At 66.2% G+C, this 19,738-nt stretch carries 20 protein-coding genes; 10 read left to right on the top strand and 10 right to left on the bottom strand.

Annotated elements, in window-relative coordinates; all coding sequences use genetic code 11:
* Positions 1-5 precede the first annotated feature (5 nt).
* From FHT02_RS06290 to FHT02_RS06260, 7 genes are all read right to left on the bottom strand, one after another.
* Complete coding sequence (locus FHT02_RS06290; RefSeq protein ID WP_184085660.1) at positions 6-893, bottom strand: lysophospholipid acyltransferase family protein; 888 nt, start codon at positions 891-893, stop codon at positions 6-8.
* Positions 865-1,287: a Fur family transcriptional regulator gene (locus FHT02_RS06285; RefSeq protein ID WP_184085658.1), complete on the bottom strand. Its 423-nt coding sequence runs from the start codon at positions 1,285-1,287 to the stop codon at positions 865-867. The genes FHT02_RS06290 and FHT02_RS06285 overlap by 29 nt, the downstream gene beginning before the upstream one ends.
* Positions 1,288-1,390: 103 nt before the next feature.
* Positions 1,391-1,807, bottom strand: coding sequence for a Ros/MucR family transcriptional regulator (locus FHT02_RS06280; RefSeq protein ID WP_184085656.1), 417 nt, complete (start codon positions 1,805-1,807; stop codon positions 1,391-1,393).
* Between the two features lie 106 nt (positions 1,808-1,913).
* Positions 1,914-2,384: a GNAT family N-acetyltransferase gene (locus FHT02_RS06275; RefSeq protein ID WP_184085654.1), complete on the bottom strand. Its 471-nt coding sequence runs from the start codon at positions 2,382-2,384 to the stop codon at positions 1,914-1,916.
* The gene (tsaB, locus tag FHT02_RS06270) at positions 2,381-3,013 is read right to left on the bottom strand and encodes a tRNA (adenosine(37)-N6)-threonylcarbamoyltransferase complex dimerization subunit type 1 TsaB (protein WP_343056847.1); all 633 of its coding nucleotides are present in this window, start codon (positions 3,011-3,013) and stop codon (positions 2,381-2,383) included. The genes FHT02_RS06275 and tsaB overlap by 4 nt, the downstream gene beginning before the upstream one ends.
* Before the next feature lie 4 nt (positions 3,014-3,017).
* Positions 3,018-3,608, bottom strand: a complete 591-nt coding sequence (locus FHT02_RS06265) for a malonic semialdehyde reductase (protein ID WP_184085650.1) — start codon at positions 3,606-3,608, stop codon at positions 3,018-3,020.
* A 35-nt stretch (positions 3,609-3,643) separates the two neighbouring features.
* Positions 3,644-4,222 (bottom strand): NifU family protein, encoded by a 579-nt coding sequence (locus tag FHT02_RS06260; protein WP_184085648.1) that lies wholly within the window; start codon positions 4,220-4,222, stop codon positions 3,644-3,646.
* Positions 4,223-4,378: 156 nt separating this feature from the next.
* On the opposite strand from FHT02_RS06260, the gene FHT02_RS06255 reads away from it, so the two are divergent.
* On the top strand, positions 4,379-7,240 hold the full coding sequence (locus FHT02_RS06255; protein WP_184085646.1) for a M16 family metallopeptidase: 2,862 nt from the start codon (positions 4,379-4,381) through the stop codon (positions 7,238-7,240).
* 161 nt (positions 7,241-7,401) lie between these two features.
* Here FHT02_RS06255 and FHT02_RS06250 read toward each other — a convergent pair whose 3' ends face one another.
* Genes FHT02_RS06250 through FHT02_RS06240 form a run of 3 tightly spaced genes read right to left on the bottom strand, consistent with a single transcriptional unit; the run spans position 7,402 to position 11,988 of the window.
* Entirely contained in the window at positions 7,402-9,186 is a 1,785-nt protein-coding gene (locus tag FHT02_RS06250) for an AMP-dependent synthetase/ligase (protein WP_184085644.1), read from the bottom strand.
* Between the two features lie 38 nt (positions 9,187-9,224).
* Positions 9,225-10,940, bottom strand: a complete 1,716-nt coding sequence (ggt, locus tag FHT02_RS06245; protein WP_184085643.1) for a gamma-glutamyltransferase — start codon at positions 10,938-10,940, stop codon at positions 9,225-9,227.
* A 46-nt stretch (positions 10,941-10,986) separates the two neighbouring features.
* Complete coding sequence (locus tag FHT02_RS06240; protein ID WP_184085641.1) at positions 10,987-11,988, bottom strand: quinone-dependent dihydroorotate dehydrogenase; 1,002 nt, start codon at positions 11,986-11,988, stop codon at positions 10,987-10,989.
* A gap of 316 nt (positions 11,989-12,304) precedes the next feature.
* On the opposite strand from FHT02_RS06240, the gene FHT02_RS06235 reads away from it, so the two are divergent.
* The 9 genes from FHT02_RS06235 to FHT02_RS06195 all read left to right on the top strand — a co-directional run bounded on the left by FHT02_RS06235 (position 12,305) and on the right by FHT02_RS06195 (position 19,733).
* Positions 12,305-13,159 (top strand): helix-turn-helix domain-containing protein, encoded by an 855-nt coding sequence (locus FHT02_RS06235; protein WP_184085639.1) that lies wholly within the window; start codon positions 12,305-12,307, stop codon positions 13,157-13,159.
* Between the two features lie 42 nt (positions 13,160-13,201).
* Positions 13,202-13,612 (top strand): SUF system Fe-S cluster assembly regulator, encoded by a 411-nt coding sequence (locus tag FHT02_RS06230; protein ID WP_184085637.1) that lies wholly within the window; start codon positions 13,202-13,204, stop codon positions 13,610-13,612.
* Entirely contained in the window at positions 13,612-15,075 is a 1,464-nt protein-coding gene (gene sufB / locus FHT02_RS06225; protein WP_184085635.1) for a Fe-S cluster assembly protein SufB, read from the top strand. Before FHT02_RS06230 ends, sufB begins: the two co-directional genes overlap by 1 nt.
* A 20-nt stretch (positions 15,076-15,095) precedes the next feature.
* Positions 15,096-15,527, top strand: coding sequence for a hypothetical protein (locus FHT02_RS06220; protein WP_184085633.1), 432 nt, complete (start codon positions 15,096-15,098; stop codon positions 15,525-15,527).
* Positions 15,528-15,541: 14 nt separating this feature from the next.
* Complete coding sequence (sufC, locus tag FHT02_RS06215) at positions 15,542-16,285, top strand: Fe-S cluster assembly ATPase SufC (RefSeq protein WP_184085631.1); 744 nt, start codon at positions 15,542-15,544, stop codon at positions 16,283-16,285.
* 178 nt (positions 16,286-16,463) lie between these two features.
* A complete protein-coding gene (locus tag FHT02_RS06210; protein WP_184085629.1) occupies positions 16,464-17,546 on the top strand; it encodes a SufD family Fe-S cluster assembly protein in 1,083 nt (360 codons plus the stop codon).
* 155 nt (positions 17,547-17,701) lie between these two features.
* Positions 17,702-18,877 carry a cysteine desulfurase gene (locus tag FHT02_RS06205; RefSeq protein ID WP_221239352.1) on the top strand — a complete coding sequence of 392 codons (1,176 nt, stop codon included), beginning with the start codon at positions 17,702-17,704 and terminating at the stop codon, positions 18,875-18,877.
* On the top strand, positions 18,874-19,377 hold the full coding sequence (locus FHT02_RS06200) for an SUF system Fe-S cluster assembly protein (RefSeq protein WP_184085627.1): 504 nt from the start codon (positions 18,874-18,876) through the stop codon (positions 19,375-19,377). The genes FHT02_RS06205 and FHT02_RS06200 overlap by 4 nt, the downstream gene beginning before the upstream one ends.
* Positions 19,377-19,733, top strand: a complete 357-nt coding sequence (locus tag FHT02_RS06195) for a HesB/IscA family protein (RefSeq protein WP_184085625.1) — start codon at positions 19,377-19,379, stop codon at positions 19,731-19,733. The genes FHT02_RS06200 and FHT02_RS06195 overlap by 1 nt, the downstream gene beginning before the upstream one ends.
* Positions 19,734-19,738: the final 5 nt, after the last annotated feature.

Here is a 19,738-nt window from a genome sequence, read left to right as displayed (position 1 = left end):
CGGCCCTATACGCAATCTGCCGCCGCAGGGGGAGGGGTGCGATACCCGATCGGTTCGTCGGCATAGGCAAAGGGGCGGGGCGGGTGGCCCAGCGCCTGAGTCAGTGCCGCATCGATCCGCCGCCGCGCTTCCGCGGCGATCGCCTTGCGGCCCGGAAATTGGGCAGGATCGAAGGGGTCGAGGAAGTGCACGCGCAATGGAAAGCTGCCCTTGCGCGCCAGGACGCGCCGGGCATTGTTCAGCCCGCTTTCCTGGCCGATCCACCCGATCTCCTCACCGGCTGCGCCATAGTCCAGCATCACCGGCTGCACCAGGATGCCGGGCGGTGGCGGCTCCAGCACGCGCAGCATCGGCGTCTTGAACGGCAACAGTGACTTGCCGTCGGTGGTGGTGCCTTCGGGGAAGATCGTGATTGCGCAATGATCGCCCAGCGCCTGGCGGACCTGGTTGATCTGACCGGCCACGCCCATGCGGTTCTCGCGCTTGATATAAACGGTGCGGTTCAGCCCGGCGAGCCAGCCGACCACGGCCGCCTCGCCGATCTCCGATTTCGCGACGAACGCCGTTCCGCTGGCGCCGCCCAGCGCAAGGATGTCGATCCAGTTCACGTGATTGGAAAGATGGAAGGCGTCGTGCCGCCGCGGCGTACCGATCCTGGTCACGCGCGCTCCGGCGATCCGCGCAACCAGCCCAAGAAAGCGCTGCGGCCAGGGGGAGCGCAGGCGGAACAGTCGCCAAAGCCCGTGCAGGGGCACATGCGTAAGCACCGCCAGCAGCAACAGGGCGACACGCGCCCACATCCGCGCCAGTTCGGCGGCGGTCAGACGCGTGACATGACCTTCGGCCGCCTGCGCGCGCCGCGGGTCAATTCTTGCGGTCGAGCGCGACTCCATAAAGCTCCATCCGGTGATCGACCAGCCGGAAGCCCAGCCGCTCGGCGATCTGCTTTTGCAGAAGCTCGAGTTCGGGATCGACGAATTCGATCACGCGGCCGCTCTCGACGTCGATCAAATGATCGTGATGCGCCTCGGGAGCGGGCTCGTACCGGGCGCGGCCGTCGCCGAAATCGTGGCGGTCGAGAATGCCAGCCTCCTCGAACAGGCGCACGGTACGGTACACCGTCGCGATCGAGATGCCCGGATCGATCGCCGAGGCGCGCTCATACACCTTTTCGACATCGGGATGGTCTTCCGCGTCGGAGAGTACGCGGGCGATCACCTTGCGTTGTTCGGTGATTCGCAGGCCCTTTTCTTGGCACAGGGCTTCCAGGTCGATCTTGCGCGGCATGGCGCCGATGTAGCGGCTAAGCCGCCATGGGGAAAGGGGAACCCGGCAGCAAAACGCCGGCCGCGGCGATTGCCGGGCCGGCGTGTGCGCGAAACGGTTTGGCTTAGCGCGTCTTGCGGCGCTTGGTGCCCAGGCCGATCTTCTTGGCCAGGGTGCGGCGCTGCTCGGCATAGTTGGGAGCAACCATCGGATAGTCCGCAGGCAGGTTCCACTTGGCGCGGTACTGCTCCGGCGTCATCTGATAATGCGTCATCAGGTGGCGCTTCAGCATCTTCAGCTTCTTACCGTCTTCCAGGCAGACGATGTAATCGGGCTTTACCGACGCGCGAACCGACACGGCGGGCTCCTGCTTCACTTCAGGCTCAACCGGTGCGGTGCCAAGTCCGGTCAGCGCGCCGTGAACATTCTGGATAAGCTGCGGAAGATCGGAAACCGCCACGCTGTTGTTGCTGACATGCGCAGCGACGATGTCCGCGGTCAGCGAAATCAGCGTTTCCTGAATTTCCAACGAAGAGTCCATGATATTCCTTTCGACCCGAACGGGTGACTATTACTGTCCCTCTTCGGCTCCTATCGGACCATTTTGCACAAGGTGCAACCCGATTAACCCTTAGTTCTGCGAATTTTTACCGCAAGACACGGGCGAAGGTTTGGGCGTTGAACAATTCACCGGTCCGGCCTTTGTAATAGTCTTTGCGTTCGCCGACTTTTGCAAAGCCTGCGCTACAGTATAGCCGCACGGCATCATTACCGGCACGTACCTCAAGATGAAGTTGCTCAGCACCGCGGGCGTGCGCTTCGGCGATTACTGCGCGGACCAATGTCGCGCCGATGCCGCGCCGCTGAGTCGCCTTGCGCGTCGCAAGCAGCAACAACTCGGCGTCCCCGGCCACTTCGCGGGCCAAAGCAAAACCGGCATCCACGCCATCGCTGTTTGCGATAGTCAGCCAGACGCCGGGCAGGGAAAGCATGCCCATGCACTGCGGCTTGGTCCAGGCTTCGCCGTATTGCGGGTCAAATGCATCCTGCATGATCTGGTTTACGGAGGTGAGGTCTTGCGCGCCGCCCTCTCGCAATTCGACCAGGTTCACGCTCATGCCAGACCCCGTTCGGCCAGCGTCTTCGCGTCCGGCGCGCGGCCATAGATGGGGCGTGGCGGCAATGCTGCGAATTCGGCCGGGAGCAGCGCGGCATCGGCCGCATCGGGCAGCGCGTCGTGCAAGTCCATATCGGGGGCGAGCGCCGACAGGCGCTGCACACCGCTGCCGAATGCGCGGCGCGTACCCAGTGCCGCAAGCGCCGCGGGCGGCGCAAGCGAAAGCAGCTGGCTTTCTTCCCGGAACGGGGGAGACGTGAATGCCTGCATGAAGACCTCGCCATGTCCGCCTTCGAGTGTGACGGCCAGCGTAGCGAGATCGGGATCGGCGTGGAAGCGGGCGGCGGCGATCAGCGCCATCGAGGAATATCCGAATACGGGTATGCTCCAGCCGATCGCCAAGCCCCGCGCTGCGGCCAGCCCGACGCGCACCCCAGTGAAGCTGCCCGGCCCGACATCGACCAGGATGCGGTCGGCGCGGCCCTGACCCGGCAGCTCGGCGATCATCGGCACCAGCCGCTCGGCATGGCCGCGCCCCACCACGTCATGTCCCCGCGCGATCACCGCGCCGCCTTCCAGCAGCGCGACCGAACAGGCGGCGGTGGCGGTTTCGATGACGAGGGTTCTCACGCCCTCAGACGACGCGATTGAACCGTTCGAATTCGGGCCGGGGGAGCCGGTCGTGGATGGTGGAAGGATCGCCATGGCCTAGGGTGCAGATGAAGTTGGACTTCACCCCCGGCTGGTCGCTGAAGAACGCTTCGTCAACCTTGGCATTGTCGAACCCCGACATGGGGCCGGTGTCGAACCCCAGCGCGCGCGCGGCGACGATAAGAAAAGCGCCTTGGAGCGAGGAATTGCGCAGCGCGTGATCGCGGCGGCTCTCTTCGGGGAACCAGTCGCGTGCGCCGGGCGCATGTGGAAACAGCCAGTCGAGATGCTCGTGGAAACCCAGGTCCATGCCGATGATGACAGTGGCGGGTGCCTTGCGGATCTTGTCCGGATTGCTGCCGCTGGCGAGCGACGCCAGCGTTTCCTTCGCTTCGGGCGTGGTGCACCACACGAAGCGGGCGGACTGCTGGTTCACCGAAGTCGGTGCCAGCTTGGTCAGTTCGTAGATGCGCCGGATATCATCCTGCGTGACCGGCGCGTCCGTGTAGCCGTTATAGCTGCGGGCGGTGCGGAAGATCGTATCGAGTCCGGCGTCGTCCAAGGGGCGGCCCATGTTCGTATATCCTTAAGTCGCTGGAAACCGGCTGCTCAGACGGCCCGTACTTCGGTTACTTCCGGGACGTAGTGCTTGAGCAGCTGCTCGATGCCATTCTTGAGCGTGGCGCTGGACGAGGGGCAGCCTGAACAGGCGCCCTGCATCTGGAGATAGACCTTGCCCGCGTCGAACCCGCGATAGACGATGTCGCCGCCGTCATTGGCCACGGCCGGGCGGACGCGGGTGTCGATCAGCTCGCGGATCTGCGCGACGATGTCGGCGTCCTCGGGATTGTCGCCGCCGAAGTCGGCGGCTTCGGGCGGCACGCTGAAGCCCGCGGCGCTGCCCTGGCGGAACAGCGGCATGTTGGCGGAGAAGTGATCGAGCAGGATACCGAGCACATCGGGCTTCAAGCCGTTCCACTCGACACCCGGCGCCGCGGTGACCGAAATGAAGTCGCGGCCGAAGAACACGCCGGTCACGTCACCCAGTCCGAACAGCGCGTCGGCAAGCGGCGAGGCTTCGGCCTCTTCGGGCGTGGCAAAGTCGCGGGTGCCGGCGTCCATAACCGGGCGGCCCGGCAGGAACTTGAGCGTCGCGGGGTTCGGCGTCGGTTCGGTCTCGATCAGCATGGCGCCCATGTGGCCTCGTGCGCAGGCACGATCAAGCCGGGGAGGCGGAAACAGTTGGTTTCCCGGCCCATGTGACGGAAATCGCGGCCCAACTCGTACACCTCCGCGAAAGCTTGGTGCTGGCATGGGCGGGCCGTCCCCATTAGATGAGGCCGCATGCTTCGTTCCTTGCGCACCGCGCTTCTCGCTTCTTTTGCTGTTCTTTCGCTCAACCCGGTTCTGCCGGTCGTGGCGCAGACCGCTCCTCGCCAGGTCCAGATCGCGGACGATCCGTGGCTCTACAAGGGCAGCGACCTGGTTCATGACGCGGAGTGGAAATTCGGCCGGCTCTCGAACGGTGTGCGCTACGCGGTGCGCAAGAACGGCGTCCCGCCGGGCCAGGTCGCGGTTCGCGTGCGGATCGATGCCGGCTCGCTGATGGAGCAGGAGAGCGAGCGCGGCTTCGCCCACTTGCTCGAACATCTCTCTTTCCGTGGATCGGTGCACGTGCCCGATGGCGACTCTAAGCGCATCTGGCAGCGTCTGGGCGTGACCTTCGGGTCGGACAGCAACGCCAGCACCACCTTCACCCAGACCGTGTACAAGCTTGACCTGCCCATGGCGACGCCCGCCGGGCTGGACGAAAGCATGAAGATCCTGGCCGGCATGATGACGGGGCCGATCATCAACGCGACCTCGCTCAATGCCGAACGCCCGGTGGTGATGGCCGAAGGGCGCGAGCAGCCCGGGCCGCAGAAGCGCCTGCAGGACCAGATGCTGGACCTGATGTTCGCCGGCCAGCTGCTGTCTGACCGCGAGCCGATCGGCACGCCCGAAACGCTGACTGCCGCGACCCCCGCCAGCGTGCAGTCGTTCCACGACCGCTGGTACCGGCCGGAACGCGCGACCGTGATCATCTCGGGCGATGTGGATCCCGCGGTGCTCGAAGCGATGGTCGTCAAGCATTTCAGCGCGTGGAAAGGCGTCGGCCCCGCGCCCAAGAGCCCCGATTTCGGCAAACCCGAAACCGGCCATCCCATCGCCGCCAGCCTGGTGGAACCCGCGTTGCAGCCCGTGGCGATGATGGCGATCGTGCGTCCCTGGACGGTGTTCTCCGACACGGTGATCTTCAACCAGAAGCGCATGGTCGACATGGTCGCGATCCGCATCATCAACCGGCGGCTGGAATCGCGTGCGCGCTCGGGCGGGCCGTTCATCGCCGCCGGCGCCGACTTGAGCGACATCGCGCGCTCGGCCAACATCACCACCGTGCAGGTGCTGCCTTCGGGCGACGATTGGGAGGGCTCGCTGCGCGAAGTGCGTGGCATGATCGCCGATGCCGCCGCGACGCCGCCGACCCAGGCCGAGATCGACCGCGAACTCGCCGAGATCGGCGCGTCGATGCAGCAGCGCATCAACACCGCCCCGGTCGAGGCGGGCGCAAAACTGGCGGACGATCTGGTCGAAGCGGTCGACATCAACGAAACGGTCACCACGCCCCAGGCAAGCTACGACATTCTGAAGCAGGCGATCGCCGCCAAGATGTTCACCCCCGCCACCGTGCAGACCGCGTCGAAGCGCGTGTTCGAAGGCACGGCGGTGCGCGCGCTGGTCAACACCCGCACCCCCGATCCGCAGGCCGTGACCAAGGTCACCGCCGCGCTTCAGGCCAACGTCACCGGCGTGGGCAAGCGCAAGGCGATCGGCACCGTTAACATCAACCAGCTGCCCAAGCTCGGCAAGCCGGCGACCGTGACCAGCCGCGAACCGCTGCTTCAGGGCGTCGACATCGAAAAGGTGGTGCTGTCCAACGGCGTGCGGCTGCTGATGCGGCCCGACGCGTCGGAAACGGGCAAAGTCTATGTCAATGTCCGCTTCGGCCGCGGCCTGAACGCGGTGCCGGCCGACCGTGCGACGCCGCTCTGGGCCGGCGAGCCCGCGCTGATGGCCAGCGGCATCGGCAAGCTTGGCCAGGAAGAGCTCGACGCGCTCACTGGCAATCGCCAGATCGGCCTCAACTTCGACATTTCCGAGGACGCGTTTGCCTTCACCGGGCAAACCAACAAGGCCGATCTTGCCGATCAGCTTCGCCTGTTCGCGACCAAGCTGGCCTATCCCACCTGGGACCCGAACCCGGTGCTGCGCGCCAAGGCGGCGATGCTGTCTGGCTATGCCGGGCTTTCCGCTTCGCCCGACGGCGTGCTCGGCCGCGACCTGGAAAGGCTCAGCCGTTCGGGCGACCAGCGCTTCGGCTTGCCCACGCGCGAAGTGATCGGCGCGACCACGCCTGAATCCTTCCGCGCGTTCTGGGAGCCGCTGCTCGCGACCGGCCCGATCGAAGTTGAAGTGTTCGGCGACATGGAAGCCGAGGCGACGGTGCAAGCCGTGGCCGCGACCTTTGGTGCGCTCAAGCCGCGCGCCGCCGCGGGCGTGCCCGCTGCGCCGGTCGTCTTCCCCGCGCATGTCGCGGCGCCCGTGGTGCGTACCCATACCGGCAAGAGCGATCAGGCCGCCGCGGCGATCGCCTGGCCGACCGGTGGCGGCACTGCCGAGATCACCGAAAGCCGCAGGCTCGATCTGCTGGCGGCGGTGTTCCGCGACCGCCTGATCGATCAGCTGCGCAGCCAGGCCGGGGTGAGCTATTCGCCCAACGTCGCCAGCCAGTGGCCGCTCGGCATGACCGCGGGCGGCAAGCTGATCGCGCTGGGCATGGTGCCGCCCGACAAGACCGACTTCTTCTTCAAGCTTTCGCGCGACATCGCCGCCGATCTGGTCGCAAAGCCGATTGACGCCGACGAACTGGAACGTGCCGTGGCGCCGCTCAAGCAGCAGATTCTGCGCGCCTCCAGCGGCAACATGTTCTGGATGCGGCTGGTCGCCGGCGGCAGCTACGATCCCGCGATCGTGCAGGGCGTGCAGACGCTGGCGCAGGATTATTCGCGGGTCACCCCGGCGGATATCCAGGCGCTGGCGGTGAAGTATCTGCGCCCCGAAAAGGACTGGACCATGATCGTGGTCCCGGAGAAGGCGGAGAAGTAACCCGACCTTCTTGCCTCCTCGAAAGGGAGGGGCCGGGAATGGGTGGCGAGCGCAAGCGAGCACCCGACCTGGCGGCAAAAAGGAAAAGGCCGGGGGATCGACCCCCGGCCTCTTCCGCGCCCACCCCAGCCTCTTCCCTAAAGGGGAGGGGCTAAAGCGCCTCAATACAGCGCGTCCAGCCGCTCGCCATAGACCTGCTTCAGGATGTGCCGGCGGATCTTCAGGCTGGGCGTCAGCTGCTCGTTCTCGATGGTGAATGGCGCGTCGGCGATGATGAACTTGCGCACCCGCTCGGTCACCGAAAGGTCGCGGTTCACGCGCTCCACTGCCTTGCCCACCGCCGCCTTGTATTCCGGGTCGCGGCTCAGGTCGCGGAAGCTGCACCGGGTTCCGTTCCTGGCGCACCATTCCTGCGTCCATTCGGGGTCGGGGACGATCACTGCGGTCATGTACGGCTTCTTGTCGCCGGCGATCATCGCCTGGACGATCTCGCTTTGGAGGGTCAGCATGCCCTCCACCTTTTGCGGCGCGACATTGTCGCCCTTGTCGTTGACGATGATGTCCTTCTTGCGGTCGGTGATCTGGATGCGGCCCTGCGCATCGATATTGCCGATGTCGCCGGTGTGGAGCCACCCGTCTTTCAGCACCCGCGCGGTCTCTTCCTCGTTGCGCCAATAGCCGTGCATGATCAGCTCTCCGCGCACCAGGATCTCGCCATCCTCGGCGATGCGGACCTCGGTGTTGGCGAGCGGCGGCCCGACCGTGTCGTGCTTGAGCCCGGCCTGGGGCCGGTTGCACGAGATCACCGGCGCGGCCTCGGTCTGGCCGTAGCCTTGGAGCAGCGTGAGCCCCAGCGAGTCGAAGAAGATGCCGACTTCGGGATTGAGCGGCGCTCCGCCCGACACCATCGCCTTGATCCGCCCGCCGAAGCGCTTGGATATCTTGGGCTTCAGCGTGGCGTTGATCAGCAGCTGGGCCGGCTTGTCGAACACCGAGCCGGTGCCCGCGGCCCTCTTCCCACCAAGCTCAAGCGCCTTGGCGAGCAGGTAGTTGGCAAACTTGCCCTGTTTCTCAACTTGCTTGGTGATGCGGGTGCGCAGCACTTCGAACAGCCGCGGCACGACCACCATGATCGTCGGCCGCACTTCCTCGATGTTCGAGGCGAGCTTTTCGAGGCCTTCGGAATAATAGATCTGCGCGCCCAGCCCGATCGGGAAGAACTGCCCGCCGCTATGCTCGTACGCGTGCGATAGCGGGAGGAAGGACAGGAACACTTCGTCTTCCCAGCCGAAATCCTCGGAGATCACGGTACAGCAGCCATTGACGTTGTGCAGGATCGCGCCGTGATGCTGCATCACCCCGCGCGGGGAGCCGCCGGTGCCACTGGTATAGATGATGCACGCCAGGTCCGAACGGGCGAAGGCAGCCTGCGCGGCGATCCGCTCGGGATCGGCGGCGTGCTGCGCGATCAGCTGATGCCAGTCGTGAAAGGCAAGGCTGCCCTGCTGCCCGATGCGCAGGTCCTCGATGCCGATGATCATCCGTGCCGACGAGGATCGGATCGCGGCAGGCAGCAGCGTCTTGGCCAGCTTGGCATTGGCGACCACGACTGCGCACGCACCCGAATTCTCGATGATGTGCAGATGGTCGCGTTCGGTATTGGTGGTGTAGGTCGGAACGCTCACGCAGCCCGCGGCCATGATCGCCAGGTCGGTGATGCAGAATTCCGGCCGGTTCTCCGCCACCAGCATCACCCGGTCGCCCGGCTTCAGCCCCAGCTCCTGGAACGCATTGGCCAGGCTCGCGACCTGGCGCGCCGCCTGTGCCCAGCTGGTCGGCTGCCACGCTCCCTCGGCCTTGTGCCACAGGAACGGCGCATCGCCCTTCTCGCGTGCCCGCGTGAAGAACATCTGCACCAGATTGTCGAACCGTTCGAGTGTACGCATCCTTCTCCCCTTGTCGGGTGCGCCTGTGGGCATCCCGTTTATTCCGATGGCCGGTTCGGCTGCGCGCCTGCACGCTGGATAACGGCCATGCGTCCCTGTTGGTCCATCGCCACGCCTTCGCTGCGCGGATCGGCGGCACCGACCCAGCGTCCGCGCACGCGCTCGATGGCGTTGGCCTTCAGCCCCATAGGCGCGACCTGCACGCGCTCGCCCAGCACCTGAAGCGCCGGCGCCATGGCTTCCACCGTGGTGCCCTTTTCAAGCGTGGCGGTCATTCCCGGCGCATAGACCAGCCCAAGTCCGATCGCGTCCTGGGCCGACAGCTTCCAGTCGAGCACGCCGACCAGCGCCTTGGCGACCTGGGCGATGATCGTCGATCCGCCTGCGGCGCCCACCGCGATGCGCACCTTGCCATCGGGGCCATAGACGATGGTCGGCGCCATCGAGCTGCGGGGCCGCTTGCCCGGTTCGAGCCGGTTGGCGACCAGATACCCGTTCTTTTCGGGCACGGTGTCGAAATCGGTCAGCTGGTTGTTGAGCACGATGCCGTCCATCGACAGTCCCGATCCGAACGGCCCCTCCACGGTGGTGGTGACTTGGACGACATTGCCGGCGCCGTCGGTCACCGCCAGATCGGTGGTGCCGGGCACTTCGCTTGGCGCGACGGGGACGCGGGGCGGGGCGTCGGCGGGCGTGCCGGCGGCGACGCTTGACATGGTCTTCGCCGGATCGATCAACGCGGAACGCGCGGCGATGTAGCGGCGGTCCAGCAAGCCCTTGAGCGGCACCTGCACGTAATCGGGATCGCCCAGATACAGGTCGCGATCGGCATAAGCGAGGCGGGAGGATTCGGCGAACAGGTGCCAGGCGACGGGTGAATCCTTGCCCAGCCTGGCCATGTCGAACCGCTCGAGCTGCTTAAGGATCATCAGCACCGTGATGCCGCCGGAAGAGGGCGGTCCCATCGAGCAAACGGTGTAGACCCGGTACTTGCCGCACAGCGCCGGGCGCTCCTTGGCCGCGTAGGCCGCAAGGTCACCTGTGGCCATCTTGGACGGATTGCGCGCGGCGCCGTTCACGGTTGCGACCAGCTTTTGCGCCTGCGGGCCGACATAAAAGCTGTCGGGGCCTAGCTTCGCCACACGCTCCAGCAGCGCGGCCTGTTCGGGGTTGCGCACGGTAGCACCCACCGCAGGCGGGCTGCCGTCGGGCATGAAGATCCCGCGCAGCCCGGCATCGATATGGCCGCCGAACCGGGCGAGCGAATTGTTGAGCCGCGGGGTGACCTGAAAGCCCTGCCGGGCCAGCCGGATCGCGGGATCGAACAGCCTGGCCCAGGGCAGCTTGCCCGAACGCTCATGGGCCAGCGCCATGGCGCGCAATGCGCCGGGCACGCCGACGCTGCGGCCACCCGGCACCGCCGCGGCACGGCTCATCGGGCGCCCTTCGGCGTCGTAGAACCAGCGCGGATCGGCGGCCATCGGCGCGGTCTCGCGCCCGTCGATGCTGGTCGTTCGCTTCGCTTTGGCGTCGTATTGCAGGATGAAGCTGCCGCCGCCGATGCCGGAGCTTTGCGGCTCGACCACGCCCAGTGCCAGCATGGTGGCGATCGCCGCGTCGGTCGCGCTGCCGCCGGCACGAAGGATTTCGGCGCCGGCCGCTGCGGCACGTGGGTCGGCCGCGCTCACCATGCCTTGCGCCAGCGCGGGCACGGGCGAGAACAGAAGGGCGAGCGCTGCGACCAGTTGCTTCATTGCACCACGGCCTAACCCGATTTGCAGGCGCGGCAAAGGCGATACGTCAGCGTGCCGCCAGGCCGCGCAGCATCTCGCGCGCCAATCCGGGACCGCGATAGACCAGCGCGCTGTACACCTGCACCAGCACTGCGCCCATATCGATCCGGCGCCTCGCCTCATCCGCGCTGTCGATACCGCCGGCCGAGATCAGCGGCAGCGCGCCGGCGGCGATCATCCGTGCTTCGGCCAGCTTGGCGCGGGCCAGTTCGCGCAACGGCGCGCCGGACAGGCCGCCTGCTTGTCCGGCAAGGCTCGAACGAAGCGGCGGACGGGAAACGGTGGTGTTGGAAACGATCAGCGCATCGACGCGGTTGTCCACCGCCGCCCGGATCGCGCCTTCGATGCCGGCACGGTCAAGGTCGGGCGCTATCTTGAGGAATACCGGGCGGCGCGTGCCGCCGGCGAGCATTCGGCTCCGATCCACCGCTGCCAGCAGTTCGTCGAGCGCCGGGCGCGATTGAAGGTCGCGCAGACCGGGCGTGTTGGGCGAACTGACGTTGATCGTCAGATAGTCGGCCAGCGGCGCGGCGCGGGCGACTCCGGCGGAATAGTCGGCGACGCGGTCGGGCGAATCCTTGTTCGCGCCGACATTGATGCCGAGCACCCCTTGGCGCTGCTTCAGTTTCGCAACGCGTTCGAGTGCCGCCTGAAGGCCGTCATTGTTGAAGCCCATGCGGTTGATCACCGCTTCGTCCTCGGCAAGGCGGAACAGCCGCGGCTTGGGGTTGCCGGGCTGCGGGCGCGGGGTGAGCGTGCCGATCTCCACTGCGCCGAATCCCAGCGCAAACAGCCCGGTGATCGCCTCGCCGTTCTTGTCGAGTCCCGCGGCCAGGCCGACCGGGTTTGGAAAGGAGATGCCGGCCAGTTGGACGGGCAAGGATGCATCCGGAATGGAGGTCCGAAATGGCGCGCCGACGCTGCCCCAAACGCGCAGCGCCGCGATAGTGGCACGGTGGGCGCTTTCGGCGTCGAGCGCGAACAGGGCGGAACGAAGAGGATAGGCCATGAAATGCGCCTTCGCACCTCGATTTCCCGGGGTCAAAGCGGCGCGTGTCGATTCTGTCCAATACGCCGCGGGCGAGTCGGGCTATCCCGTCTTTGCGACCCGAGGGGTTCCACTTTCAACGGGGGGACCCTTTCTACTAGCCCGGCCAGGCAACTGGCCGGGCTACTTTTATTGAACCAGCTTTCTGGTATATCCCTTTCGCAGATAGACATAATCTGCCCCTGGGAGTTCGGGTCTGACAATGCGGGCCGCTATTCGTCGAAAAGAAGGACCGGAACCCGTTGGCCCCTTGGCCGTCGCGCAGGCGACGATTGAAGTGAAACGTGCGACGGGGCGGCTGCTGCCGCACGTCGACAGCTACTTCCTGTACCGTTGCGATGCCGAGGAGTTCGAGCGCACCGAGCGCGTCGACTTGGGCCAGATCCGCTTTCTGATCGAAGGGGAGGGGGAAATCACCTATCCCGACGGCCATGTCGAGCGCAGCAAACCGATCATGGTTTCGGGGCCCGGCACGGCGGCGGCGCATTACAAGCTGCGGGGTCCGGTCACTTGCTTCGGCGTCACGCTGCGCGCGGTGGGGTGGAAGGCGCTGATCGGACTGCCGGCCAACAAGTTTACCGACCACAATATCGACGGGTCGAAGCTGTTTTGCGAGCGCGCCCCGGCGCTTCTCCAGCAGCTTCGTGGCATGTCGACGCTTGACCAGATGATCTCGGCATTCGCGCCCTTGCTGATCATGCGGCAAGAGGAAGTGAAGCCGGTCCCCGACCCGCACTTCCCGTTCCTGGAAGCGGTGCGCGAATGGGCGGCCAGCGAGGCTCCGACTATTGACGAGCTTTACGCCGTGATCGGCGACACCAGCGGACTTGGCGAACGCCAGGTGCAGCGGCTGTGCCTGGAATATTTCGGCAGCTCGCCGGCCAAGCTCAAGCGCAAGTTCCGTGCGATCCGTGCGGCGATGCAGATCTACCAGGGCGCACCGATGAGCGTCGTGGTCGGGCCGTTCGCCGACCAGTCGCACATGATCAACGAAGTGAAGCATTTCACTGGCCATACGCCGACCAGCCTGCGCTCCGGCATCGATCCCGTTCTGGCGGTCACCCTAGGCGACGCGGACTTCCACTTCCTCCCCGAAGTTTTCCCCGAAGAGGTTGACGGGCGCCGTAACTGAGCCCATCTGCCCAATCGGAACATATTCGTCCGATTGTAGAAGATGCGACTGTCAAGTTTAGCCGATTACGCCGTGGTGATGATGGCCGCCGCCGCCCGCCAGTGCGGCGCGACCTGTCGGCTGACCGCGACTGCGCTGGCGGGCGAAACCGGGCTTCCGCTGCCCACCGTGCAGAAGCTGGTGAGCAAGTTGTCGGCAGCCGGGCTGATCGAAAGCGCGCGGGGCACCGGCGGCGGCTTTCGCCTCGCCCGGCCCGCGGCCGCGATCTCGGTCGCTGACATCGTCGAGGCGATTGAGGGGCCGATCGCGCTGACGACCTGTGTCGACGTGAGCCGCCACGACTGCGCGGTGGAGGGTTCGTGCCGGGTCCGCCCGCACTGGGCCGCTGTGAATGGCGCCGTGAAGGGCGCGTTGGCGGGGGTGAGCCTCGCGAGTTTGAGTAGGGAAGCCTGATGGCCACCAGGAATGCCGAGGCGCATGCCGCCGCGAACAAGAAGTATGAATGGGGCTTCGCCTCGGACGTCGAACAGGAGTTCGCGCCCAAGGGGCTGAGCGAGGATACCGTCCGCTACATCTCGGCCAAGAAAGGCGAGCCCGCCTGGATGCTCGACTGGCGTTTGAAGGCGTTCGCCGCCTGGCAGGCGATGGAGCTTCCCGAATGGGCCAAGCTGGCGATCCCGCACATCGACTATCAGGACGCCTATTACTACGCCGAGCCGAAGCAGAAGAAGACGATCGGCAGCCTCGACGAGCTCGATCCCGAGATCCTGCGCGTCTACGAAAAGCTAGGCATCCCGATCGAGGAGCAGAAGGTCCTCGCCGGCGTCGAAGGCGCGCGCAAGGTCGCAGTCGACGCGGTGTTCGACAGCGTCTCGGTCGCCACCACTTTCCGCAAGGAACTGGAAGCCGCCGGCGTCATCTTCCGCTCGATCTCCGAAGCGATCCGCGAATATCCCGATCTGGTCCGCAAATATCTCGGCAAGGTCGTGCCGGTGCGCGACAACTTCTTTTCCGCGCTCAACGCCGCGGTCTTCTCCGACGGCACCTTCGTCTACATCCCTGAGGGCGTGCGCTGCCCGATGGAGCTCTCCACCTATTTCCGCATCAACGCGGAAAATACCGGCCAGTTCGAGCGCACCCTGATCGTCGCCGACAAGGGCTCTTACGTCAGCTATCTCGAAGGCTGCACCGCCCCGATGCGCGACGAGAACCAGCTCCACGCCGCCGTGGTCGAGCTGGTCGCGATGGACGATGCCGAGATCAAATATTCCACTGTCCAGAACTGGTATCCCGGCGACGAGAATGGCGTTGGCGGCATTTTCAACTTCGTGACCAAGCGCGCACTGTGCGAGGGCAAGAACGCCAAGGTCAGCTGGACCCAGGTCGAAACCGGCAGCGCGATCACCTGGAAATACCCGTCCTGCATCCTCAAGGGCGACGGCTCGGTCGGCGAATTCTACTCGGTCGCCGTCACCAACGGCCGGCAGCAGGCCGATACCGGCACCAAGATGCTGCATCTGGGCAAGAACACCCGCTCGACCATCGTGTCGAAGGGGATCAGCGCGGGCCGCAGCGACAACACCTATCGCGGCCAGGTGCTGGTGCAGCCGGGTGCGGAAAACGTCCGCAACTTCACGCAGTGCGACAGCCTGTTGCTCGGCGATCAGTGCGGTGCCCACACCGTGCCATATATCGAGGTCAAGAACCCTTCCGCCCAGATCGAGCATGAGGCCACGACGTCGAAGATCAGCGAGGACCAGCTCTTCTATGCCCGCCAGCGCGGGCTGGACCAGGAAGCGGCGGTGGCGCTGATCGTCAACGGCTTCGCCAAGGAAGTGCTGCAACAGCTCCCCATGGAGTTCGCGGTCGAGGCGCAGAAGCTGCTCGGCATCAGTCTCGAAGGCTCGGTCGGCTAAGACGCGGAGAAGAATAGAACATGAGTCTCGCCATCCTGCTCGCCGCCGCCCTCCAGACCGTGAATGTCAGCGGCGGCGTTGAAGTCAGCAATTCGCCCCAGATCGGCATCGCCACGCGCCATGCCCGCTGCATCGTCCGCCGCATCGGCGTCGCCCCGCGCGATGAGGGCGCGCGCCAGGCCGCGATCGACACCGCGATCAGCGATTGCCGCGCCTATGTGGAAAGCGATTTCACGCAAGGCCGCGTCCAGCGCGGCGACCGGCTGGTCAGCGGCCGCTGGTGGAGGGGCATGCAGCGCACGCTCGACGCCATCGAACGCGACGTCGCCGAAGCGATCGTCACCCCCAAGCAATACAAGATCATCTGGCAGCTGCCCGATGGCGGCCGCGTCGACGTCTATAACGCGCCCGGCGCGCTGACCTCCGTGCGCCTGCTCACCGTGCCGCTCTGAATTCTGGAACCACCATGCTGAATATCGAAAACCTGCGCGCCGAAGTGGAAGGCAAGGAAATCCTGAAGGGCCTCAGCCTTCAGGTGAACGCCGGCGAGATCCACGCGATCATGGGCCCCAATGGTGCGGGCAAGTCGACGCTCGGCTATGTGCTAGGTGGCCGCGGCAATTACACGCCCACCGGCGGCACCGTTACCCTGAACGGCGAAGACCTGCTGGAGATGGAGCCCGATCAGCGCGCCGCTGCCGGGCTGTTCCTCGGCTTCCAATATCCGGTCGAGATCCCCGGCATCTCGAACGTCCAGTTCCTGCGCGAAGCCTTGAACAGCCAGCGCCGCGTGCGCGGAGAGGGCCCGCTCTCGGGCGCCGAGTTCCTGAAGCTCGCCCGGGCCCAGGCCGATCTGCTCGGCATGCACCACGACATGCTCAAGCGCCCGGTCAATGTCGGCTTTTCGGGCGGCGAGAAGAAGCGCAACGAAATGGTTCAGATGGGCATCCTCGGCCCCAAGCTCGCGATCCTCGACGAGACCGACAGCGGTCTCGACATCGATGCGTTGAAAGCGGTGGGCGACGGCATCAACCGCATCATGCGCGCGCCGGACAAGGCGGTCATCCTGATCACGCATTATCAGCGGCTGCTCGATTATGTGAAGCCGGACTTCGTCCACGTCCTCGCCGATGGCCGCATCGTCCGCTCGGGCGGCGCCGAACTGGCGCACGAATTGGAACGCGAAGGCTATGGAGCCATCGCGGCGTGAGTGTTCTCACTACAATCCTCCCCGGAACGGGGAGGGGGACCATGCGCAGCATGGTGGCGGGGCGCCGCGCAGCGGCGAATTCGGTGCGAGGCTGCACCGCGACGATGTCGCGGCCCCTCCACCACCGGCCCGGGGCCGGCGGTCCCCTTGCCCCAGCAAGCTTGGGGAGGATCTTCTAATGACCCTCCTCCAACTCCCCACCCCCAAGCAGGAGGAATGGCGCTGGGCCGACATGGCCGCGCTGCGCACCGCTGCCGGTAGCGCCCCGCAGCCCACCGGCATCGATCCCGCCAGCCTGTTTCTCGACCTGGAAGGCCCGCGCCTGCTGTTCGTCGACGGCGTGTTCGATCCCGCGCGCAGCACCCCCGGCCCGCTCCAGATCACCCGCTGGACCCCTGAAACCACCCACCCGCTCGGCCAATTGGCGCAAGGGGAGGGTTGGACCCTCAGCCTGGCCGCGCAACAAGCCGCCTCCTGCATCCAGGTCGTGCATCTCGGCTCGGGCGGTGAAAGCCATGTTCCCGCCCAGATCGTCCTTGCCGAGGATGCCGTCGCCTCGATGGTGGAAACCTTTGCCGGCACCGGCTGGGCCAATCGCCTGCTCCAGGTAAAGCTCGCCCGCGGCGCCCGGCTGATGCGCTCCGTCCGCCTGATCCAGTCCGCCGGCTTTGTCTCGATCCGCGACGAGGCGGAGATCGGCGAAGCCGCCAGCCTCGTTTCGGTGTTTCTCGCCGCTGGCGGCATGGCCAGCCGCATCGATGGCGGCATCACCGTCATCGGCAAGGGTGCGTTCGCCGAAATGGGCGGCGCGCTGCTCACCCGCGAGACGCAGAAGCAGGAAGCCGCCGTCGTTGTCCGCCACGAAGCGATCGAGGGTTCCTCGCGCCAGCTGTGGCGCGCCGTCGCCGCCGACCGCTCGACCGCCAGTCTCGCCGCCCGCGTCGAAGTCGCGCGCGGCGCCCAGCAGACCGATGGCGAGCAATCGCTGCGTGGCCTGCTGCTGGCGCGCACCGCCACGGTAAACCTCAAGCCCGAGCTCGAGATCTTTGCCGACGACGTCAAATGCGCGCACGGCGCCACCGTCGGCGAACTCGATCAGCGCGCGATGTTCTACCTCCAGAGCCGAGGTGTCCCCGAAAACCGCGCCAAGGCGCTCCTCACCCGCGCCTTCGTCGCCGACGCGCTCGCCCGCATCGGCGAAGACACCGTCCGCGAAGCCTTCGCAGCGGACGCCGACGCGTGGCTGGACACAGCGCTGTGAGCGAGCACCCCCAAAAACTCCCTCTTTCGCACGCCGGAGAGGGCCAGGGTGAGGGTGAGCCGCCCAGAAGCGACATTGCTGGTGCTCAGGCACACGCCCTCACCCAACCCTCTCCCGCAAGCGGGACAGGGCTAAACACCACCCCCCTCGACGTCCTGGCCGACTTCCCCGCCATCCCCGCCGGCTGGGCCTATCTCGACACCGCCGCGACCTCGCAAAAACCCCGCCCGGTGATCGAAGCCATCACCCGCGGCTATGGCGAGACCTATGCTACTGTCCATCGCGGCGTGTACCAGCGCTCGGCGGACATGACGCTGGCCTTCGAAGCCGCGCGCGAACGCGTCGCCCGCTTCATAGGCGGCAAGCCCCAGGAAGTGATCTTCACCCGCGGCGCGACCGAGGGGATCAACCTGGTCGCGCAGTGCTGGGCCGCCACCCAGCTCAAGGCCGGCGACCGCATCCTGCTCTCCACCCTTGAACACCATTCCAACATCGTGCCGTGGCAGATGGTGGCGAGCCAAGTCGGCGCCGAGATCGACGTGATCCCACTCACGCCCGACCACCGCATCGATCTCGATGCCATGGCCGCGATGCTGACCGAGCGCCACAAGCTGGTCGCGCTCGCCCATGTCTCCAACGTGCTCGGCTCGGTCCTCGACGCCAGGCGCGCGGTGGAACTGGCGCACGGCGTCGGCGCGAAGATCCTGCTCGACGGCTGCCAGGCCGTGCCGCGCCTGCCCGTGAACGTCGCCGACCTGGGCTGCGACTTCTACGTCTTCTCCGGTCACAAGCTCTATGGGCCCACCGGCATCGGCGTGCTTTGGGGCCGCTACGATCTGCTCGATGCGATGCCGCCCTATCAGGGTGGCGGCGCGATGATCGACCGCGTGACCTTCGCCAAGACCACCTATGCCCCTCCGCCCGGCCGGTTCGAAGCGGGCACCCCGCACATCGTCGGCGTCGTCGGCCTCCACGCCGCGATCGACTATGTCGACGGCATCGGACTCGATCGCATTCACGCGCACGAGACCGCGCTGGTGCGGCAGGCACGCGACGCCCTGTCCCAGATCAACAGCGTGCGCCTGTTCGGCCCGCACGACAGCGCCGGGATCGTCAGTTTCGCAGTGGAGGGGGTGCATCCGCACGACGTCGCCACCATCTTGGATGAAGGCAGTGTCGCCATCCGCGCCGGCCATCATTGCGCCCAGCCGCTGATGGACAGTTTGGGCGTTCCGGCCACGGCACGGGCCAGCTTCGGCGTGTACAATGGCGCAGGCGATATCGCCGCGCTGGTAAAAGGTATCGAGAGAGTGACGAGGATCTTCGGATGAACGAAGAGCGCAAGATCATGGTGGAAGAGGTCGACGCCGTCGAAGCGCCGCCCCGCGCCCGTGTCGGAGACGCCGTGGCCGCGCCGGCCGAGGCTCAGCCCGCCCAGGCGGAAGCGCCGCAACCTGAGCGCCAGCGCGACTATCTGTCCGGCTTCCTGTCGCAAAAGCCGCAGGCACAGCCCGCCGGCGAACCCGGCGGCGAACTCTACGACGCGGTCATCGAGGCGCTCAAGGAGATCTACGATCCTGAGATCCCGGTGAACATCTACGATCTGGGCCTGATCTACGGCGTCGACATCACCGCCGACGGCCACGCCGCGGTGCAGATGACGCTCACCACGCCGCATTGCCCGGTCGCGGAATCGATGCCTGGCGAAGTCGAATTGCGCGTCGGATCGGTGCCCGGCATCGGCCATGCCGAAGTGAACCTCGTCTGGGATCCGCCATGGGATCCGCAAAAGATGACCGACGACGCCAAGCTCGAACTGGGCATGCTCTGATGACCGACGTGAAGACCCGCGCCCGCCCCGCCGCGCTAAACCTGACGGCTTCGGCCGAACAGCGCATCGCCGACCTGATGGCAAAGGCGCCCGAAGGCACTGTTGGCGTCAAGCTGTCCACCCCGCGCCGCGGCTGTTCGGGTCTCGCTTACTCGGTCGATTACGTCACGGAAGCCAAGCCGTTCGACGAACGCATCGAAACGCCCGGTGGCAGCTTCTTCGTGGACGGCGCCTCGGTGCTCTACCTCATCGGCTCGACCATGGACTGGGTAGAGGACGATTTCACCGCCGGTTTCGTCTTCCAGAACCCCAATGCCAAGGGAAGCTGCGGCTGCGGTGAGAGCTTCACGGTCTAACCGCT

This window comes from Sphingomonas xinjiangensis (assembly GCF_014199255.1).
Lineage (GTDB): Bacteria > Pseudomonadota > Alphaproteobacteria > Sphingomonadales > Sphingomonadaceae > Sphingomonas > Sphingomonas xinjiangensis.
Note: the sequence above shows the minus strand (reverse complement) of the source record. Positions and strands in the feature narration are given on the sequence as shown.